We start from the raw sequence: 18,917 nt of genomic DNA, 5'->3' as shown, positions 1-18,917 counted from the left end.
GGAGCGGTATGCTGGAGGCGTTAGGCTGGCAGGTTATGCGTTCATGATCCTGCATAACAAGACGTTAGGGGCACACGAGGCTCTAAACAAGTTATAATGGAACACATAGAAAATGAAAGAATCATTAACCCAAACTGCCGAAGAGACCCGGGGCATTATATTAGGAAGAACCGTATCATAGAAAGAAGGAATTCTGCGTGGGACATATCGACAATTATTATCCGGCCAGCGGCCGCGTTATACTACATGTGGATATGAATGCTTTTTACTGTTCGGTACACGAAGCGGAGGAGCCGGAGCTTTACCGGGGGAAGCCCACAGCTGTCGCAGGCAGCATCGAGCTGCGAAAAGGCGTCATTGTTACTTGCTCCTATGCGGCACGATCCCTCGGGATACGCACAGGAATGAACGTGAGACAGGCGCTGCGGATTTACCCGGACCTGATGATCATCCAGCCGGATTTTCATCTGTACCGCAAGTATTCCAATGCATTTATGAATATAGCTTATGCTTATACGCCGCTGCTGGAAGCGACTTCGATTGACGAATGTTACCTGGACATCACGGGATCGAAGCAGTTCGGCACCCCCTTGGATATCGCCCGCGAAATTCAGGCGCGTATTCGCGAGGAGCTGTCGCTGCCTTGCTCCGTCGGCATTGCTCCCAATAAGTTGCTGGCCAAGATGGCATCTGACATGAAGAAGCCCAATGGGCTGTCTGTGCTGCGGATACGGGATGTCCCGCAGGTGCTCTGGAACAGACCTTGTGCAGAGCTGTTCGGCATCGGGAGCAAGACAGCCGATAAGCTGCGCAAGCTGAATATCCATACGATCGGACAGCTGGCCGCCGCCGATGAAGGCCTGCTGACATCGACTTTTGGCGTGATGGGGTCATGGATGAAACGGGCAGCCAGCGGCATCGACCATGCACCTGTCGTTGCAGGGCGGGAACAGAGCAAATCGATCGGACACACGACCACGCTTCCGCAGGATGTTACATCGGCGGAGGAGGCGAGAAGGGTGCTGCTGAATTTGAGCGATCAGGTAGCGCGCCGGCTCCGCAGAAAGGGTCTAATGACCGGCGGCATACAGATCACGCTGCGTACACCGGATATGAAGACCATCACCAGGTCGAAGCATCTTGCCATTCCGACGGAAAATACCGAGGATATTTACCGGGAAGCGTGCGAGTTGTATCACCGGCACTGGAAACAGGACAAGCCGCTCCGTCTGCTTGGCGTTACGCTCCAGCAGCTTGCCCCTAAGGAGGAGTCCGCCATTCAGCTGGATTTGTTCGATTACGAGAAACAGCCGAAGAAAGAATCGCTGACCCGGGTTATGGACGAGCTGCGCAATAAATTCGGGGAAAGTGCGGTGCTGACCGCCGGCATGCTGGGTGATGATCCGTCGTCTTTAATCCGTAATCATAAGCGGAGAGGAACATCTTTACAGATGGATTTTGTAAGGGATCTCGGGAACGATAATAAAAATGCCGATCAGCCGATCTCGCAGGATCCGGACCGGGATTAATCGTTTTAATTGCTGGTTGAAGATACTCCATATCCTTTGAGCACACCTGAATTTTGTCGGAAAATATGAGGAAATTTATTTGTATTCCTAAAAAAATTGTATTAATATATGTAGATGGTGGCGGGAGACCGTCAGCTTATACTATGTTTATAGAGATGTTTATAGATATACAGGAGGAAGAGAGACTATGGCGAAGTTTACTTGGGTAGATAAAGATACCTGCATCGCTTGCGGAGCATGCGGAGCAACGGCACCCGACATTTATGATTACGACGACGAAGGCCTGGCAGAAGTCATTTTTGACGGAGACAACAACCGCGGGGTAACCGAAATTCCGGAAGATATGCATGACGATATGCTGGATGCCTGCGACGGCTGTCCGACAGATTCAATTCGGATTGCAGACGAGCCGTTTAACGCAGAATAACCATTACCGCTCGAGCCCTGATATTCCATCTTGAACTTATACCGACGCCCTCTGCCCGACAAAGGCAGGGGGCGTTTTTTCGTATCCACGATTCATACATAATTGGAGCGTATATTCCGATATACAGGATAATAGAGGTAAAAATGTCATAAAAGGAGGCTCCCGAATGAACAATTCGCTGTACCTCAAAAGGTATGTGGAGACGCATCCTGATAATAAAATGGCCTGGTATCTGCTCGGCAAGGAATATGAGCAGGCTGGCGAACAGGGCAAGGCAAATTACTGCTATAACAAGGCGGAGGGGGTCTATGAAGCCTTCGAGCTTAGCCAGGTTCCGTCCGATATATGGAAAAATTACGAACAGCGCTTATTGGAGATGGAGAAGGACAAGGACCGCAGGCGAAAAAGAACCCGGCGTTTGCTTGCTGCGCTGGTGTTGTTGCTGCTCGTATTTCTTCCTCCGGCCCAGGCGCCGGGCTCCGTTCCCGGGGATTATGCATCCGATGGGTTCCCGCCGAATGAACCGGTATCCGCCTCGGTCGCTAACAACGAGAAGCGGGATTCGCGTAAAGAACCGCTGTACATCGCCGTTGCTTCCGGCAAGGGGAAGGATTCCGCCGGCACACTGTCCTCATTGCTCCGGCATCCTCAGGAATTGCCGAATTGGATGGTTGCACTGGGGACGAAGCCTTCGGGCAAGTGGCAGTTATGGAGCAAGGACATGGAGCGTTTATACGGATTGCATCGGGATGCAAAGGGCGCCATTGCGATCCAGCCATATGAAGGAGCGGTATTGGAGTGTGAATGCGAGCCTGCGGATAGTTCGCAGCTTAAGCGAAGCGCGGGGCAATGGGCGGATCTGCAAGTCGAAACGGCCGTACTGCAGGAAGCGGCCAACCAGTATAAGGCTCGGCATGGACGCCTGCCTGAAAGCCTGAATGAATTGACGCAGCCGTATCCGAACAATTGGCTGTCCGGCCGATCGAAAGCGATGGAGGAGATGTTCGGAGTTTTAATGAAGCATATGTCCCATAGAGCAGGCGGCCATGAGGACCAGCCGGGGCAGCTGCCGTCGGGGAACGATCCGGAAGATACGGGATACTGGGGGACATCGCCGAACGGGGATCCTTTTTTTGAGCAGCCGCTTCAGGTCATCATCGACCGGAAACATCATCGGCTTGCCGTTGTCAGCGGGACCGTCATGCTGCGCAACTATGCGGTCGGGCTCGGGGGAGCGAAAACGCCGCTGGGCGATTTTCGTATCAATGACAAGGTTGTGAATCCGAACGGGACCACGAAGGGCCCCTATGGAACGCGGGGAATGCAGCTGTCCGATACGTTGTATGCCATACACGGCACGCTAGACGTGGACAGTATCGAAGCGAATGAATCCGAGGGCTGTATCCGTATGCTTAAGGAGGATGTCGAGGAACTGTTTGATCTGGTTCCGATGGGAACCGTTGTGAAAATTCGGGAAGGGGTTCTGCCCGAGGGCCTGTGGACGCCGAAAGATCGTTTCAAGCTCAAGCTTGCCCAGGGGCAGACCAACCCGGGCAAGGTGTATCACTGGCTGGATTAAGGCTGGGCGATCACTATCAGAACAATAATCAGGATAATAAGAAGAGCGATGCCGGAGCTTATCCATAGTATGGCCTTCTTGTTGACCATTTCTTTTTTCTGCTGCAAGGTCGGAGGTTTACGTTTGGCTGACATGTGCTTCCCCTCTTTCTCTCATGATCGTGAAAATGATTTGTACAATCTTCCTTTATTGTAAGGCGTTTGTCCCGAAATTGCCATATCGCTTTCTCGCCGGGATGATCGCCCGGTTTATGCTGAAGAACTTTCTTTTTGAGGCAGAAACGGATAAACTGAAGGATAGAGAAATAACTGGATGAGAGGAAGAGTGGATGTGCTGTACCGCAACATAGGCAAACCTATATTTTTCAAACTCGATCCCGAGAAAGCTCACCACCTTGTGGTTGGCGGCCTTGGACGTGCCTCCGGCGTGGTTGGCGCAGACGCTGTCATGCGAGGGATGTACGGTGTTAGCGAAACACCGGATTTGGCAGTAGACCTGTTCGGGCTTCATTTCCCGACACCGGTCGGACTTGCCGCCGGATTGGATAAAAACGCTCAGGCCGTCAAAGGATTTTCCTCCATCGGCTTCGGATTTATGGAAGTAGGCACGGTGACCCCGAAGGGGCAACCGGGCAATGAACAGCCGCGATTGTTCCGGCTTCCTCCTGACGAGGCACTCATCAATCGGATGGGCTTCAACAACGAAGGGGCCGAGGCAATGGCAAAAAGGCTGTCCGCCCTCAAGGAACGCCGCATCCCGGTTGCCGTCAACATCGGGAAGAACAAGGCGACTCCGAACGAGAAAGCCAACGGTGATTACGAAGCTTGCATTCAAGCTTTATTTCCGTATGGCGACTTTTTTGTTGTCAACATCAGCTCCCCGAACACGCCGGACTTGCGCAGCCTTCAGCATGGGAGCGAATTGTCATCCCTGCTGGAAGCCGTGAAGAACGAAATGTCCCGCCAAGCCAAAATTCATGGAGGCGAGAAGGCCGTTCTGGTGAAGATTGCGCCGGATGTGAGCGATGAGGAACTGGAATTCATGGTGGATACGATCAGCGCAAGCGGCGTTTCCGGCATTATCGCCACGAATACGACGCTTTCGCGGGATGGATTGACGCACAGCAACGCCAAAGAGACCGGCGGCCTAAGCGGTAAACCGCTGCGTAACCGTTCGACGGAGATTGTATCCCGGATATACAAGCAGACCGGCGGTGCCCTTCCGATTATCGGGTCTGGCGGGATTTTCACGGCAAGTGATGCTTATGACAAAATACGCGCAGGCGCAAGCCTGGTGGAAATTTATACAGCACTTATCTATGAAGGGCCTGAGGTGAACCGCAAGCTTCATTCCGGTCTCCGGGAGCTGCTTGCACGGGATGGCTTCAGCCATATTTCCGAAGCCGTCGGCGCTAATCATCGGTAAAGGGGTAAAGACAGGAGGCAAGGCGATGGACGTTAGAGACTGGGGAACATTTTTGCTTCCGTATGAGCAGACCGTTGAGGAATTAAAGGTTAAATTCAAGACGATGCGTTCCGAACTGAAAAAAAGAGAGGAATACGCACCGATCGAATTCGTAACGGGTCGCGTCAAACGGATCTCGAGCATACTGGACAAGGCGAAACGCCTCGATGTGCCGATGGACGAGTTGGAAACCGGGATTGAGGATATCGCAGGCATTCGGATTATGTGTCAGTTCGTGGAGGATATCCGGCGGGTAGCCGAATACATCCGGGCACGGAAAGACCTGACCGTATTATATGAGAAGGATTACATTACCAATTTCAAAGAGAGCGGCTATCGGAGCTTTCATATGATTATCGAGTATCCGGTGCAAACGGCTCTGGGGCAAAAGAAAGTGCTTGCCGAAATTCAGATCCGCACGCTGGCCATGAATTTCTGGGCTACGATTGAGCATTCGCTTAGCTACAAGTACCGGGAAAGTCTGCCGGATGACATCCGGGCGCGGCTGAAGAAAGCCGGAGAAGCGGCAAATACGCTGGATACGGAAATGTCGAGCATCCGGGAGGATATATTGGAGGCGCAGCGGCAGTTCGAGGATGATTCCAATATTACGACACAGGTGCTGAACGCGATTCACAAGCTGTATTTCTTTCATCTGGTCAATGAGGCGATTGCTTTTCAGAGCCGGTTTAACGCGCTATTTCAGGATCATGACATGGATGCGATGAAGGTGCTTCTGGACGAGGTGAAGGAGATGCTGGCCGAAGCCAAGAAGAAAGTAAACGAGCATGAGTTATGAACCGCTGTATGTCGCTTACCTCGTTTACTTTAACCGGGATCAAGACTACTTCGAATGCCATGAGGTGCTAGAGGAACTGTGGCTTGCGCGGGATCGCGATCCAAGGTATAAGGGGCTTCTGCAAGTAGCTGTCGGGCTTTTCCATTTCCGGAACAATAACGTTAGAGGAGCATACAAAATGTTCATCAGCGCTGTATCGCGCCTCGAGCGTTATCCTGGCGATGAACTGGGAATCTCGATGGGGAAGCTGGTGAGCGAAGTTCGGGAATACGCCGAGCAGTTATCTTCGTATGACGTTCATCCGTTTCCCTATAGGGATTTGACGATCGAAATTGGGGATACTGAGCTTAAGCAGGCAGTTCAGATGGCATCGGAGCGCATCCAGCCGAACATTCCGCAGCGGCGAAAGCCGGAGCGGGCACATTCCAAGTAATTGTGGGAACAAGTGAAAAAAAGAGCTGCCTGTCTGTAGAGTAATCTACTTTTGGGCAGCTCTTTTTTTAAAAGATTATAGAATGAATAAGCTTTCAGCGAAGCGTAAGTAATTCTGCATTCGCATATTTCAGGATCAGGATTCGGTACCTTTATATTTGTTATCGATGAACTCCTTGATTTCCTCGACGGATTTTCCTTCGTCATGAAGCCGTTTGGCATCCTGCAGCTCGGTCAGGCAGATGCCGCATTGGGCGCCATGGTCCGTCCATTTGACTTCGCCGTCCTTATTCTCGGCGATGAAGCAGCGATGGAGGGAATCATGATAGCCGGTCTCCTCGTCCATGCAGCCGCAATAACATTTGATTTCCTTGATAATGTCCTCAAGTTCGCCGACCGCAGCATAAGTTGCTTGCGTATTGTCGGTATAATTGGACAGAAACTCCGGCATCACCGTCAGGCTGGCCGTTGTCTCGTATCGTTCGGAATCGGCGCCGTGCTGATGCCCGGCAGCGGATTCTTTACCGCCGCAGGCGGTCAGCAGCATGCCCGAGATGACAAAGGTAAAGAGGATGGCGCGAGTGCGGTTCATTTCGTCACGCTCCCCTTGTATTTATCCAGGAATTGCTTGAAGTCATCGATGGAGTAGCCTTCACTGGAACCTTCCGGTTTCAATCCGCCGACCATGCGTTCTTTCTCTGCGCCGTTCTCGAAGTAGACCAGCGTCGGGGTGAACTCAATGTTGTATTCTCTCCAGCCTTCCTGGTATTCGCGAAGGTTGTACTGGTGCATCGTAATTCCGGCATCATCCGCCAAAGGCATCAGTTCCGGGGTCGTCGCACGACAGTGCGGACAGTCGGATGCAAAGAAGTACACAAAGAAGTTCTCTTTGTTGTCGACCTTGCTCTTCAGCTGATCCGGCAAAATGATTTGCTGGTAGTTCGGATCATTAAGGAGCTCCTGCGTAGCCGGGTTCAGGCTGGAGACCTTCTTACCGCCGTACAATTCGCTTGCTTCTCCTTGACCGTTCAAGAAAACGAGTGCAGCAATCAATAAGACGAAAACTCCGCCGAAGGCGTATAATGCGGTGTATTTATTCTTTTTTTTGCGGTTCATGGGTCCACCCCCTAATGATTAATAATAAATAAGGACTTGTCCTTTTTAATGTAGTTTATTATACAATATTAAAAGTCGAAGCGGAACATGCGAATGTCTGCTTCAGCACAGTGAAAATATACTTCAAACGATACGATACAGAACAGGTAGGTACCTTGTATGGCATTACGACTGCCCTCGCCGTTTCTGGCGAAGATGAAATCGCTGCTTGGCAAAAACTATGACAATTTTATGAAGTCTTACGAACTAGTTCCGAATGCCGGCATTCGGGTGAATACGCTGAAGATCAGCAGAGAGGAATTCATGAAGTTGTCCCCCTTTGACCTTGCGCCCATCCCCTGGTGCTCCACCGGTTACTATACTCAGGCCGGGGAGCGTCCGGGACGGCATCCTTACTATCATGCGGGGTTATATTACATCCAGGAGCCTAGCGCGATGGCTCCGGTCGAACTGCTTGGCGTAACGTCGGGGGATTTGGTGCTGGACCTGTGCGCGGCTCCCGGCGGCAAATCTACGCAGATTGCGGCGAAGCTGAATGGGCAGGGGGTGCTCGTCAGCAATGATCTGCATCCGGATCGCACCAAAGCACTCGCCAAGAATCTGGAGATGTACGGCGTTCGGAATGCGGTGGTGCTGAATGAGGACCCGGATCGGATTGCCGGGGCTTTTCCCGAATTTTTCACGAAAATATTGATTGATGCTCCCTGTTCCGGCGAAGGGATGTTTCGCAAGGACGAGTCCATGCTGAAGTACTGGGACGAATCGTCTCCGCTCAAGTTTGCGGATATGCAGCGGGACATCCTGAAATCGGCGGCAGCCATGCTCCGCTCGGGAGGCCGGCTGGTGTACTCCACCTGTACCTTCTCGCCGGAGGAGAATGAAGGGATGATTGCCGAGTTTCTGAGCGAACATCCGGATTTTCGCGTCGTCCCGGTGGAGCATTCGGAATTCTTTTCCCCGGGAGAAACGGACTGGATGGCGGGTGAAGGGAACGTGAAGGACGATTTGCTTAAGCAGCTTGCCGGTACTGCTCGATTATGGCCGCATAAGGTCAGAGGCGAAGGGCATTTCATGGCCGTGCTTCAGCGGGACGGCGAGCTGGATAAACGTGAAGTTGAACGGGAACAAGCTCCATTATTCAATTCGGGCACCATGGCCAACGAGTCGCTTGCTATTTCCTCCCGAGCGGAGCATCCCCGAGAGCGTCAAGGAAAAGCGGCTTTCAAGGAGGAGCGCCCGGGTAAACCGGGGAAATACGGTAAAGATGCAACGCGACATCAGGCATCCCGCCGTAGCGTAAAAGATTCTCAATCGGGTCCGGTTTCGATCAATTTGTTTCAAGCCTTTATCCGCGAGCAGATGGATTTGAAGCTGACCGGATATCCTGTAACCTACGGGAACCATGTGTATGTATCACCCCTGCCGGAAGAGCGTCTGAAGCAGCTCAAAGTAATTCGGCCCGGATGGTACATGGGACAGTTGAAGAATGAACGGTTTGTACCTGGACATCCCTTGGCTACAGCGCTGCAAGCGGATGAGGCTGTTAGATATGTCAGCCTGTCCTCCGAGGACGGAGAAGCGGTCCGGTATTTGAAAGGGGAAACCTTGTCGATTCCGGAAGAGCGCGTGATCCGTCGATCGGGTGCTGAAGCGAAGGGTTATGTGTTAGTGTGTATAGACGGATATTCAGCCGGTTGGGCCAAATGGCAGACAGGAATATTGAAGAATGAGTATCCGGCAGGGTGGAGGTGGACATCGATATGAGTGCTAAAGGCAGAACAACGCTAAGATTGGACAAGGTGCTATCCAATCTTGGATTCGGCTCACGGGCCGAATTGAAGAAAAAGGCCAAACAAGGGAGCATCGTGGTCAACGGAACGGTGATGAAGGACCCCGGTAAACATGTTGATCCTTATACGGATATCATCGAGTTTGAGGGGGAGACCGTGCAATACAGGGAATTCATATATCTCATGCTGCACAAACCGCCGGGCGTCATTTCGGCGACAGAGGATCTTCGTGACCGAACGGTGCTGGATCTCCTGGATGAGGAATATCTGATCTTCGAGCCGTTTCCGGTGGGCCGATTGGATAAGGATACGGAGGGGTTGCTGCTGCTTACGAATGACGGTAAATTGGCCCACGAGCTGCTGTCGCCACGGAAGCATATCCCGAAAACCTATGAAGCGATGGTAGCGGGCAGGGTGGACGATGAGGACGTGCGATTGTTTGCTGCGGGAGTTACCTTAGATGACGGGTACGTGACCTTACCCGGAGAGCTGGTGATCCATTCCCATGAGGAACGAGGCGACGGAGTCCAGTTGTCCCGCATCTCGCTGACGATCCATGAAGGGAAATTTCATCAGGTCAAGCGGATGTTTGAGGCGGTTGGCAAAAAAGTCGTGTATCTCAAAAGAGTCAGCATGGGCGAACTCCGTTTGGATGAAAATCTCGAGATCGGAGCGTACCGGGAGCTGACCGAGCATGAACTGTCTTTGATCGGAAGGGCATGAATACGATAGAGAAATAGAGACTAAAGGATGGATGGAGAATGGCATATAAATTGGTAGCACTTGATGTGGATGGAACGCTGCTGAATGATGATCATGAAATCACGGAGAAAACGAGGAACACCGTGATGGAAGCAGCAAAACAAGGCGTGGAAATTGTACTGTGCACAGGCAGAGGACCGCTGAATTCGATTCCTTTTATGAAAAGCATGGGTTTAGGCGGTTATGTCATCAGTCATAATGGTGCGGCAACGGTAGAAGTGGAGACCCATAACATCGTGCATCAGTTCGGCATGGACCCGCTCCAGCTTGAGCCTTTCATGAAATACTGCCGTGAGCACGGGGTGCATTTTGATGTGAACACCGCCTTTGAGATGTATGTGGACCAGGTGGAGGAACTTGCCGGTCCTGTTCGTTCGATGTACGAGAACTATTTGATGCTGCCAAGCAACCTGCCGTCATGGGAGGAGCTGTCAGACCCGGTCGTCAAATTTACGGTCTTCGGTGAATCCGCCGATATCGACCGTGTCTATGCGAATTGGAGTCAGTGGACTCTTCCCTTCAACATGCTGCGAAGCGGAGAATACTTCATCGATCTCATGCAAAGCCAAGCATCCAAGGGGAGTGCGCTTCAGCAGCTGGCTGCAAGAAGAGGTTATGAGCCGGACGAGGTGCTTGCCATCGGCAATTATTTCAACGATATTACGATGCTGACCTACGCCGGAATGGGGATTGCGATGGATAACTCTCCGGTCGAGGTCAAGGCTGCAGCCAATGCGGTGACAACCTCGAATAACGAGGACGGCGTACACGAGGCATTGGTGAAATACTGCTTGTCATAAATCGATTTTTTATACATGAGAACCCGCCACAGGACACTTGGCAAAAGTGCCTGATGACGGGTTTTTTGCGTGGATTGAAGCTTGTTAACAGATTTCGCGCAGAGCATGGGGGTAAGCATTTCCTTCCAAATTTGGATTGACACGATGGAAACGGCATGCTATTTTTATCAGTGAAAATGATAATCATTATCAATTAATTAAGGCTGATCAACATGCCTGCATAGCCTGCAACTCGTTTTATTGTAAAAAAGGAGGCAATTCATGAGTGTGGAAGAAGAGCTGAAAATAGATAGCCTATCGGATTCGGAACGTAACGGGAGAACCAGCCTGGTTGAGATTAAGGAGTATATAGATTGCCATTATAAAGAGACGATAACCATTGGCCAATTAGCCAGAATGGCTAATATTTGTCCCAAGTATTTTGTGGATTTATTTAAAAAGACATTCGGCCAATCCACAATCGATTACTTGACCCATGTGCGTATGAATCATGCCAAGCGATATTTGGCCGAATCCGACGAACGGCTTCGTGAAATCGCACAGCGAGTCGGTTACAAAGACGAGTTCTATTTCAGCCGTATTTTTAAAAAGAAGGTGGGCATGTCGCCGTCCGAATATGCCCGAAATTCAAGGCAGCTAATCGCGGCCTGTTCCTCCTCTATTATCGGGCAGTTGGCAGCACTGAATGTTATTCCTGCGGCTGCGCCTCTTGATGCGAAGTGGACCCCGTATTATTACAATGCGTATCATTCGGAGATCAAGTCCCGCTTGAAGCTGACGTCTCCTTATCCGGACAGCCGCTTCGAGGAGAATATCGAGCAGTTGTTCCGTGCAAAGCCTGACGTTATTATTGGCATGGACCATCTCGATCCGGAGGAAATCACCAAGCTGGAGCATATTGCCCCTACCTTGATTGTTCCTTCTCAGGCAGGGTGGAGGAAGCAGCTGGAGTGTATTGCAACGTTTCTGAATAAAGAAGAACAGGCACAATCCTGGATAGAACAGTATGAACGAAGGGTGCAGTTCGCACGCTCCCGAATGCGGCAAGTCGTGGGAAGCGAGCGTGTCGTAGCGCTGCGAATATATGGACAAAGCTTGTATGCATATGGTAACCGGGGACTCGAGGAGGTGCTGTATCAGGATCTGCAGCTCAAGGAAGCCGGCGGTCTGGATACCACGCATAATCAACAGATTACGCTGGAAGATTTGCAACAGCTCAATCCGGACCGCATCCTGATCGCGGTATGCCCTGAAGCCATATCACGCCGCTTTTGGCTTGCACTTCAGCATTCTGCGAAATGGCAGACACTCCGAGCTGTTACTCGAGGCAGCGTCTACATGATCTCGTCCGATCCGTGGTTCGAATATTCCGCGCTTGCCGTGATGAGAATGCTGGATGAGGCATTGCTGTTGTTTACAGGAGATAGTCCAAACGGAGTTCTGGATAAAAGCCATGGTGAATCGTTTGCCACGTAATATATACTCGACTTAATTGAGAATCATTATCACAGGAGGAGATACATTATGGCAGAACGTTTTAATAGGGGAAAAAGAAGTTGGAAGATCAAAATATCAGCACTTGCGTGCTGTGCCATCGTCATAGGCTTGTTGTCAGGCTGTGGAGAGAAGGTGGATTCCGAAGCGGCGGGCGGCGATCAGCCGGCAGCGAAGACCGCGGCGGTGGAGACGTCCGGTAAGGCAGGGAGCAGTCAAGCGTCGACGGAGGAACCAGGGACGAACCGGGAGAAGATGCCCGCGATGAAGGAGCGAACGGTAACGGATGAGCTTGGGCATGAAGTGAAGATACCGGCAGACGTGAAAAAGGTGTTCGCACCGAACATGGAGGATTCTTTACTGAAGCTCGGCGTGAAGCCTGTTGCGCAATGGGCGAACGGCAAGATGGGACACACCTATTTGCAGCAGGAGCTGGACGGCGTCCCCCTGATAGATTTTTCAGGAGGCTTACCTTCACCGGAAGCTCTGATGTCCTACGAGCCGGATCTTATCGTGCTCCACACCGAAACCTATGCCGCGGACGGTACATATGAGAAATACGCCAAAATCGCGCCAACGTACGTGTTCAAAAATGCATCCGGGAATGTCGAGAAGTCGCTGACCACCTTGGGGGATCTGCTTGGGAAAGCGCCCGAGGCGGAGACCGCCTTAAAAGATTACCAGCAAAAAGCAAGTGAAGCGAAGGCTAAGCTGAGTTCCGTGGTGGGGGACAAGAACGTTGCCATCATTCGTTTTGCACCTAGAGGCGTCAGTTTGATGGGCGGAAATTATCTCTGCGGCTTTGTGATCCATCAGGACCTGGGACTGGGCAAATCCAAGCTGGTCGAGAACGAGAATGCAGCTAACATCTCGCTGGAGATACTGCCGCAGCTGGATGCGGACTATATTTTTGTCATTAACGCCTATGATCAGGGAACGGAGCGTTTAAAGGAAATGACGGAAAGCCCGATTTGGAAGGGCATGCCGGCCGTCAAGAACGGGCAGGTCTATGAAGCGAATAACGAATACTGGCTGGGAAGCGGCCTGATCGCCTACGAGAAAATCGTGGATGATGTCGTTCGCTCCATTACGCGTCCATAGTGGGAGGCACGACATGAGCAATCATACGCCTTCCGCTGATATGATGCGGCGCAGTGTGGAGCTGCCCCATGCGGAGCATTGGGTGATGCGCTCGAGGGCAGGGAAGCGCCGCTATCGAATCATAGCCGCACAGCCGATGGGGCAGGCTCCGCCGTCAGGATATCCGGTCATCTATCTGTTAGACGGCAACAGCGTGTTTCACACGATGGTCGAAACGCTGCGCCTGCAGTGCCACAGACCGGACAAAACAGGGATACTGCCGGCGGTCGTAGTCGGTATCGGTTACGAGACGGAGGGGCAGTATGCTCCGGACCGGTTCTATGATTACACGCCCTACCCCAACACGAACTTCAAGAACAGGTTGGATAGCGCCTCCGTCCCGGAACAGGGCGGAGCGGCTGAATTCCTGCAATTCATTGAGGAGGAACTGAAACCGCAGATCGAGAGCGAATTTAACGTCGACCGCCGTCGTCAGACGATATTCGGCCATTCCCTTGGCGGGCTGTTCACGCTCTATGCCATGTTCAGCAAACCGCAGGCATTCTCGTGTTATATCGCGGGCAGCCCTTCTATTCATTGGAATCAGGAATATTTACAAGAGCTGGAGCAGCGCTTTGTCGAACGCGTCAAGGAAGAGCCTTGCCATGTCCGACTGCTGCTTGGCGCAGGAGAGCACGAGAGGTCCCATGTCACCGGCAATTGCATCAGCGCATCCGAGCTCGCCGAACGTCTGGCTGCTGTGTCTGCGTATGGCATCCGAGCCGAATTCAAACAGTTTGAGGATGAGGGACATCTTTCCGTGCTGCCTGTCCTCATTAGCCGAGGGTTACGATTTGCACTTTTTCCTCAAGATGAAGGAGGGGATCACCTTGGAGATAACAGGTATTAGCGGGAAAGTAGCCCTCGTGACTGGTGCCGCCCAAGGAATAGGCGAAGCGGTGGCACGAGCCCTCGCCCGGCAGGGGGCTGTCGTTGCGGCATGCGATCAGAAGGAAGCCGAGTTGATCCGCCTTGCGGCCGATCTATGCAGCTCAGGTGTACAAGCTGCGGCTTACAGGACGAATGTCAGCTGCAGTGCCGAGGTTGAAGAGATGATCGAGCGGATTGAGAAGGAGCTCGGTCCGATCGACATTCTCGTTAACGTTGCCGGAGTGCTGCGGATCGGTGGAGTTGAGTCGCTTCGCGACGAGGATTGGCAGGAGCATTTCAACGTCAACACCAACGGCGTATTCTATACGTCACGCTCCGTCGTAAGGCGGATGGCGAGCCGTAATTCCGGAGCTATCGTGACTGTGAGCTCGAATGCCTCCAAAGTTCCGCGGGCCCGGATGTCGGCTTATGCGGCCTCCAAGGCAGCGTCTACGATGTTCACGAAGTGTTTGGGGCTGGAATATGCCCGTCATCACATCCGCTGCAATGTGGTTTCCCCAGGTTCTACGGACACCGGGATGCAGCGCTTGCTATGGAAGGATGATCAGGGCGCAGAGCCCATCATCGCAGGGTCCCTGGATGATTACCGTGTCGGCATACCGCTGGGTCGAATCGCGCTTCCTTCCGATATTGCGGATGCCGTCGTATTTCTCGTATCCGATCGTGCCCGGCACATGACCATGCAGGATGTATGCGTGGATGGCGGTGCGACGTTGGGCTGCTGAGGCTTCGCGCGTTTTATTCTTTTTACTAATTCGATAAATGGTAGGCTCATAAGCAGAGAGGAGACTGAAATGTTGCACTATGAAACTCCAACCGCAGCCGAGGCTGCGCAACTTATGGAACAATACCGGGTCTGTTCGTCCTTCTTCTTCTCATCCCAGCGCAAGACGTTGTTAACGCATGGCGAGTATTCAAGACTTTCGGTTCCTTCAGGGAACGATTATAGATCATTGTCGGAACGCGTTAAGGAACTGCTGGATCGCGCCAAGCAATCGGGTCGGCCGAACGCCGTTGTTGTAGGCGCTATCCCTTTTGACATATTGAAACCGGCGAGCCTGTTTATTCCGCTCTCGGTTCAGTGGCATGATTCCCTTCTATTCTCTACAGGACAAGCCCCGGAATCGCCTCGAATTTCCAGCTATCACGTACTGTCCGTTCCCGAACCGGAGGCGTTCCAGGAAGGCGTGAACCGGCTGCTGGAGCTCATTTCTCAAAAGAAACTCCATAAAGCGGTGCTTTCCCGAACACTGGATATCACGCTTCCTCATGCATTATCCATTCCTCATATATTGAATCACTTAGCTTACCATCACTCCCATGGATATACATTTGCCGTTCCATTGGCACCTGAATTGTCCCACACTTCAAGTCCGGATGCCGTTGCATCCACAAGGACGCTGTTTGGCGCAAGCCCCGAGCTGCTAATTACGAAGAAGGGGCTGCGCATTAAAGGAAATCCGTTGGCAGGCTCTGCGGGGCGAAGCGCCGATCCCGTTGAAGATCAGCGGCGGGCGACAGCGCTGCTGTCATCCGCCAAGGACCGATATGAGCATGCCATCGTGATTGATGCAGTGGCGTTGGCTTTGCAGCCATATTGCAGCAAGCTGGAGGTTCCTGCCGAACCTTCCCTCATCCACACGAATGCCATGTGGCATCTGTCTACCGAAATCAACGGCATCCTGAAGGATGATTCGGTAACGTCGTTGGATCTTGCCCTGGCGATGCACCCGACACCGGCGATCTGCGGCACGCCGACCGATGCGGCCAGGGATGCCATACAAGCGATCGAGCCGTTCGATCGCGGCTTCTATTCGGGGGCCGTCGGTTGGTCGGATGCTAACGGAGACGGCGAGTGGGCCGTAACGATTCGCTGCGCGGAAACAGAAGGAACCTTATTGCGGGTGTTTGCGGGAGCCGGAATCGTGTCAGGCTCCATTGCGGAAGCCGAACTGGCCGAGACGTCGGCCAAATTCCGTACGATTCTGGCAGCCATGGGCTTGAACGAACAACAGACATCGATTTTAAGGGAGGAATAAGGAATGTTGGCAGGTTGTAAGGCTTGGCCGGAGGAGTTTGCAACCCGTTATCGGGAGGAAGGATGCTGGCAGGGCGAAACGTTTGGAGCGCTCCTGCGGAAGCGTGCGGCGGAACATGGGGATCGGATTGCCATCGTGAGCGGCAATCAGCATACAAGCTATGCCGAGCTGGACAACCGGGTGGACCGCTTGGCAGCGGGATTTCTTAAGCTTGGAATCAAGGCGCGGGAACGGGTTATCGTTCAGCTTCCGAATATCGCGCCATTTTTCGATACGATATTTGCGCTGTTCCGCATCGGGGCCATTCCCGTCTTCGCCCTGCCTGTTCACCGCCGGAGCGAAATCGTATATCTATGCGGCTTCAGCGAAGCGGCCGCTTATATTATTCCGGATCAGGATTCGGGATATGATTATCGGAACTTAGCAGCTCAAGTCCAGGCATCGGTTCCTTCGCTGCGCCATGTCATCGTTGCGGGCGGCCCGGCCTCGGGGGCATTTCTGTCCCTGGATGACCTGTATCTCGATGATGCGGAAAGTCCTTCTCGCCGTTTAGACGAGGAAGGCCCCGATCCCGGCGAGGTCGCGTTCCTGCAGCTGTCCGGCGGGACGACCGGACTGCCGAAGCTCATTCCGCGCACGCATGACGACTATATTTACAGCTTGCGTTTGAGCGCCGAAATCTGCTCGCTGGATAAGGATAGCGTTTATTTGGCGGTACTGCCCGCTGCCCATAACTTTCCGCTTAGCTCGCCGGGCGTGCTGGGGACGCTGTATGCGGGAGGGAAAGTCGTCCTTGCCCGGTCCGCGAGTCCGGAGGTGGCGTTTCCGCTGATCGCCTCCGAGGGTGTAACCATGACGGCGGTCGTTCCGCCCCTGGCCTTAATCTGGATTGAGGCTGCACAGTCCCGTTCGGATGACCTGTCGAATCTGCAGGTGCTGCAGGTAGGCGGGGCCAAGTTCAGCGCAGAGGCAGCCAAGCGGGTAAAAACGGTGCTGGGATGTACGCTGCAGCAAGTATACGGGATGGCGGAAGGCTTGGTGAATTATACCCGGCTGGATGACCCGGAGGATATAACGGTGCATACGCAAGGGCGTCCGATGTCTCCGTATGACGAAGTGCGGCTGGTCGATGAGGATGACGTGGAGGTGGCTCCCGGTGAAGTCGGTGAATTGCTGACGCGGGGACCCTATACGATTCGCGGCTACTATAAAGCGGACAAGCATAACGAAAAAGCTTTTACCACAGACGGTTTCTATCGAACGGGGGATCTGGCGAGCATGACGCCTTCAGGATATCTGGTAATCGAAGGCCGTTCGAAGGATCAGATAAACCGCGGGGGCGACAAGATTGCGGCCGAGGAGGTCGAGAATCATCTGCTTGCCCATCCGAGCGTTCACGACGCAGCTGTAGTCGCCATGCTGGACGAGTATCTGGGCGAGCGGACCTGTGCCTTCGTTATTGTCCATGATGCTGCGGTCAGCGGCAATGAGCTGAAGGCATTTCTTAGAAATAGAGGGCTCGCTGCGTACAAAATCCCGGATCGGGTGGAGTTTATGGATTCCTTCCCGCACACGGGTGTCGGTAAGGTAAGCAAAAAGAGTCTGCGTGAACTAGCGTTACAGAATCATGACGTTCGGGTGAATATGTCCAATTAACCTAGAAATGAGGAGATATGATGGCACTTCCAAAAATTTTACCTTATCCCATGCCAGGGGAGGCGGATCTGCCCAAGAATAAGGTGGCATGGACGGCAGATCCGAACCGGGCCGTGCTGCTCATCCACGATATGCAGCAATATTTCATCGATGCGTTCACTCCGGATCAATCGCCTGTCGTGGAGCTGATCACCCATATTCAGAAGCTTCGGTCTTGTTGCGCCGAGCTTGGCATTCCCGTTATCTATTCGGCACAGCCTGGCGGACAAGCACCGGAGCAGCGCGGTCTGCTGCAGGATTTCTGGGGATCCGGCATCAATGACGGTCCTTATCAGAAAAGGTTCGTGGATGCGGTGGCGCCGGACGAACGGGATCTGCTGTTAACCAAATGGAGATACAGCGCCTTCCAGAAAACCAATTTGCATGAGATGATGCGCGAGTTAGGCCGCGACCAATTGATGATCTGCGGGATATACGCCCATATTGGCTGTTTGCTGACCGCAACCGAAGCTTTTATGAAAGACATTCAGCCATTCTTCATTGCAGATGCCCTTGCCGATTTCTCGGAAGAGAAGCATCGCCTGGCACTGACTTATGCTGCCGAACGCTGCGCTGTTACGCTGACCACGGAACGTTTGGTTGCTTCGTTAACTCAAGAGCAGCGTTCTGTCTCGGAGCATTCTAAAGCTCAGGGCGGAGAGGGGAATACGGGGAGTTCTGCAAAGATCCAACCGCTGCTGACGCTGCAAACGCTGCGAGAGAACGTAGCGGATTTGCTGCAGGAGCAGCCGTCAAATATTGGTGAAGATGACCATCTGATTGAGTACTGGGGGCTGGATTCCATTCGGATCATGAGTTTGGCCGAGCGTTTACGGCGCGAAGGCATCGACATCAGCTTTGTGGAAATGGCAGAGCTGCCTACATTGGCGGGCTGGTGGGGATTGCTGTCAAATAGGCTAAGCTTGTCGCGGCCTAATTATGATTATTATACGGTGTAAG

Annotated in this window: 19 protein-coding genes; 16 read left to right on the top strand and 3 right to left on the bottom strand. The window is 52.7% G+C overall.

Annotated features, from left to right (window positions below):
* Positions 1 to 197 precede the first annotated feature (197 nt).
* From AC0VZ8_RS23740 to AC0VZ8_RS23730, 3 genes are all read left to right on the top strand, one after another.
* On the top strand, positions 198 to 1,529 hold the full coding sequence (locus AC0VZ8_RS23740) for a DNA polymerase IV (protein ID WP_475484630.1): 1,332 nt from the start codon (positions 198 to 200) through the stop codon (positions 1,527 to 1,529).
* A gap of 187 nt (positions 1,530 to 1,716) precedes the next feature.
* Complete coding sequence (locus tag AC0VZ8_RS23735) at positions 1,717 to 1,956, top strand: ferredoxin (RefSeq protein ID WP_009594795.1); 240 nt, start codon at positions 1,717 to 1,719, stop codon at positions 1,954 to 1,956.
* 166 nt (positions 1,957 to 2,122) lie between these two features.
* Positions 2,123 to 3,535 (top strand): L,D-transpeptidase, encoded by a 1,413-nt coding sequence (locus tag AC0VZ8_RS23730; protein WP_475484629.1) that lies wholly within the window; start codon positions 2,123 to 2,125, stop codon positions 3,533 to 3,535.
* On the opposite strand, the gene AC0VZ8_RS23725 is transcribed toward AC0VZ8_RS23730, so the two are convergent.
* The gene (locus tag AC0VZ8_RS23725) at positions 3,532 to 3,669 is read right to left on the bottom strand and encodes a hypothetical protein (RefSeq protein WP_475484628.1); all 138 of its coding nucleotides are present in this window, start codon (positions 3,667 to 3,669) and stop codon (positions 3,532 to 3,534) included. The genes AC0VZ8_RS23730 and AC0VZ8_RS23725 overlap by 4 nt on opposite strands.
* 196 nt (positions 3,670 to 3,865) lie before the next feature.
* Here AC0VZ8_RS23725 and AC0VZ8_RS23720 point away from each other — a divergent pair, with 196 nt between their 5' ends.
* From AC0VZ8_RS23720 to AC0VZ8_RS23710, 3 genes are read left to right on the top strand one after another with little or no spacing between them, the layout of a single operon-like run.
* Positions 3,866 to 4,960 carry a quinone-dependent dihydroorotate dehydrogenase gene (locus AC0VZ8_RS23720; RefSeq protein WP_201259441.1) on the top strand — a complete coding sequence of 365 codons (1,095 nt, stop codon included), beginning with the start codon at positions 3,866 to 3,868 and terminating at the stop codon, positions 4,958 to 4,960.
* A gap of 25 nt (positions 4,961 to 4,985) precedes the next feature.
* Positions 4,986 to 5,798, top strand: coding sequence for a GTP diphosphokinase (gene yjbM / locus AC0VZ8_RS23715; RefSeq protein WP_071223094.1), 813 nt, complete (start codon positions 4,986 to 4,988; stop codon positions 5,796 to 5,798).
* Positions 5,788 to 6,231 (top strand): DUF309 domain-containing protein, encoded by a 444-nt coding sequence (locus AC0VZ8_RS23710; protein ID WP_475484627.1) that lies wholly within the window; start codon positions 5,788 to 5,790, stop codon positions 6,229 to 6,231. The genes yjbM and AC0VZ8_RS23710 overlap by 11 nt, the downstream gene beginning before the upstream one ends.
* Positions 6,232 to 6,366: 135 nt before the next feature.
* Here the strand turns inward: AC0VZ8_RS23710 and AC0VZ8_RS23705 are convergent, their stop codons facing one another.
* A complete protein-coding gene (locus AC0VZ8_RS23705; RefSeq protein WP_475484626.1) occupies positions 6,367 to 6,822 on the bottom strand; it encodes a PCYCGC motif-containing (lipo)protein in 456 nt (151 codons plus the stop codon).
* Entirely contained in the window at positions 6,819 to 7,346 is a 528-nt protein-coding gene (locus AC0VZ8_RS23700) for a thioredoxin family protein (protein WP_071223091.1), read from the bottom strand. Before AC0VZ8_RS23700 ends, AC0VZ8_RS23705 begins: the two co-directional genes overlap by 4 nt.
* A gap of 159 nt (positions 7,347 to 7,505) precedes the next feature.
* On the opposite strand from AC0VZ8_RS23700, the gene AC0VZ8_RS23695 reads away from it, so the two are divergent.
* The 10 genes from AC0VZ8_RS23695 (at position 7,506) to AC0VZ8_RS23650 (ending at position 18,916) form a co-directional block, all read left to right on the top strand.
* On the top strand, positions 7,506 to 9,110 hold the full coding sequence (locus AC0VZ8_RS23695; protein ID WP_475484625.1) for an RsmB/NOP family class I SAM-dependent RNA methyltransferase: 1,605 nt from the start codon (positions 7,506 to 7,508) through the stop codon (positions 9,108 to 9,110).
* Positions 9,107 to 9,859 carry a pseudouridine synthase gene (locus AC0VZ8_RS23690; protein WP_475484624.1) on the top strand — a complete coding sequence of 251 codons (753 nt, stop codon included), beginning with the start codon at positions 9,107 to 9,109 and terminating at the stop codon, positions 9,857 to 9,859. Before AC0VZ8_RS23695 ends, AC0VZ8_RS23690 begins: the two co-directional genes overlap by 4 nt.
* Before the next feature lie 38 nt (positions 9,860 to 9,897).
* The gene (locus AC0VZ8_RS23685) at positions 9,898 to 10,698 is read left to right on the top strand and encodes a Cof-type HAD-IIB family hydrolase (protein ID WP_475484623.1); all 801 of its coding nucleotides are present in this window, start codon (positions 9,898 to 9,900) and stop codon (positions 10,696 to 10,698) included.
* Positions 10,699 to 10,959: 261 nt separating this feature from the next.
* Positions 10,960 to 12,174, top strand: coding sequence for a helix-turn-helix domain-containing protein (locus tag AC0VZ8_RS23680; RefSeq protein WP_475484622.1), 1,215 nt, complete (start codon positions 10,960 to 10,962; stop codon positions 12,172 to 12,174).
* A gap of 48 nt (positions 12,175 to 12,222) precedes the next feature.
* A complete protein-coding gene (locus AC0VZ8_RS23675) occupies positions 12,223 to 13,293 on the top strand; it encodes an ABC transporter substrate-binding protein (RefSeq protein ID WP_475484621.1) in 1,071 nt (356 codons plus the stop codon).
* A 13-nt stretch (positions 13,294 to 13,306) separates the two neighbouring features.
* Positions 13,307 to 14,182 (top strand): alpha/beta hydrolase, encoded by an 876-nt coding sequence (locus AC0VZ8_RS23670; RefSeq protein ID WP_475484620.1) that lies wholly within the window; start codon positions 13,307 to 13,309, stop codon positions 14,180 to 14,182.
* Positions 14,163 to 14,948: a 2,3-dihydro-2,3-dihydroxybenzoate dehydrogenase gene (locus AC0VZ8_RS23665; RefSeq protein WP_475484619.1), complete on the top strand. Its 786-nt coding sequence runs from the start codon at positions 14,163 to 14,165 to the stop codon at positions 14,946 to 14,948. Before AC0VZ8_RS23670 ends, AC0VZ8_RS23665 begins: the two co-directional genes overlap by 20 nt.
* Positions 14,949 to 15,017: 69 nt before the next feature.
* The gene (gene dhbC / locus AC0VZ8_RS23660) at positions 15,018 to 16,262 is read left to right on the top strand and encodes an isochorismate synthase DhbC (protein ID WP_475484618.1); all 1,245 of its coding nucleotides are present in this window, start codon (positions 15,018 to 15,020) and stop codon (positions 16,260 to 16,262) included.
* A 3-nt stretch (positions 16,263 to 16,265) separates the two neighbouring features.
* Positions 16,266 to 17,918 carry a (2,3-dihydroxybenzoyl)adenylate synthase gene (locus AC0VZ8_RS23655; RefSeq protein ID WP_475484617.1) on the top strand — a complete coding sequence of 551 codons (1,653 nt, stop codon included), beginning with the start codon at positions 16,266 to 16,268 and terminating at the stop codon, positions 17,916 to 17,918.
* A gap of 20 nt (positions 17,919 to 17,938) precedes the next feature.
* Positions 17,939 to 18,916 carry an isochorismatase family protein gene (locus AC0VZ8_RS23650; protein WP_475487751.1) on the top strand — a complete coding sequence of 326 codons (978 nt, stop codon included), beginning with the start codon at positions 17,939 to 17,941 and terminating at the stop codon, positions 18,914 to 18,916.
* The last annotated feature ends 1 nt before the right edge of the window (position 18,917 follow it).

It is taken from the genome of Paenibacillus sp. QJM3NY_38 (assembly GCF_056173265.1).
The sequence above is the reverse complement of the archived record's forward strand: the minus strand, read 5'-3'. Positions and strand labels throughout refer to the sequence as shown.